At 63.4% G+C, this 1,127-nt stretch carries 1 protein-coding gene; it reads left to right on the top strand.

Annotated features, from left to right (window positions below):
- Positions 1-71: 71 nt before the first annotated feature.
- The gene (locus tag ACR0CR_RS20385) at positions 72-1,127 is read left to right on the top strand and encodes a tyrosine-type recombinase/integrase (protein WP_480602739.1); all 1,056 of its coding nucleotides are present in this window, start codon (positions 72-74) and stop codon (positions 1,125-1,127) included.

Below are 1,127 nucleotides of genomic sequence, written 5' to 3'. Positions count from 1 at the left end.
CATTTATCTTCGATAAGTACCCCTTATCATGAGCATTTGATTTGGCCGAAAAATGCGCGCAGAATGGCCCCATGAAGCCCCCCGCGCCCTATCTCCCCACCGCCTCCCCTGCTCTGTCACACGCAGACCATGAGGCGCTGACGGACCTCTATGTCCGCGGCACGCCCACCAATACGCTGCGCGCCTATGAGCGCGATTTGCTCTACATCACCGCCTGGAAGGCTGCGCGCTTCGGGTCGGCGCTGGACTGGCCGGAATCCGAGGCAACTGCGCTGGCCTTCATTCTCGATCATGCGCGCGATCTGGGCGACGCACCAGAAACGGATGTGGCGCGCGAAACGGCAGAAGCGTTAATTGTTCAGGGGCTGCGCAAGTCCCTCGCCTGCCCGGCCCCGTCCACTTTGGACCGGCGTATTGCGTCCTGGCTGGCCTTTCATCGGATGAAGAACCTGAACAGCCCCTTCGGCGCGCCCCAAGTGAAACAAGCCCGCTCCAAGGCCCGCCGCGCCGCGGCCCGACCTCCGGCTCCCAAGTCGGCGCATCCAATCACCCGCGATGTGCTCGAGCAGCTGTTGGCCACCTGCCACGGCTCTCATCGAGATTGCCGAGACCGCGCCATCCTGATGCTGGGCTGGGCTTCGGGTGGTCGGCGGCGGTCCGAGATCACTGGGCTGATGCGCGCGGATGTCTCGCTCAAGGCGTTTCAGGAACAGGGCCTCATCTGGCTGTCGCTGCTGGAGACCAAGACCACCCAAAAAGGTGAGACCCCCCGGCTGGTGCTCAAGGGCCGTGCGGCCCAGGCGCTGGTGCATTGGATCGAAATTGGCAGGATAGAGGATGGCCCCCTGTTCCGTCCGATCTCGAAAGCCGACCGGGTGCTGAAACGTCGCCTCAGCCCGGATGCGATCTACCAGATCGTCAAACACCGGCTGAAACTGGCCGGGATGCCGGAAGATTTCGCCTCGCCACACGGGTTGCGGTCCGGCTTCCTGACCCAGGCCGCGCTGGACGGCGCCCCGATCCAGGCCGCCATGCGCCTCTCGCTGCACCGCTCCATGGCCCAGGCGCAGAAATACTATGATGACGTCGATATCGCAGAAAATCCGGTCACGAATCTATTGGGGTGA

The sequence above is a fragment of the Ruegeria sp. AM2 genome, from assembly GCF_056540685.1.
Note: the sequence above shows the minus strand (reverse complement) of the source record. Positions and strands in the feature narration are given on the sequence as shown.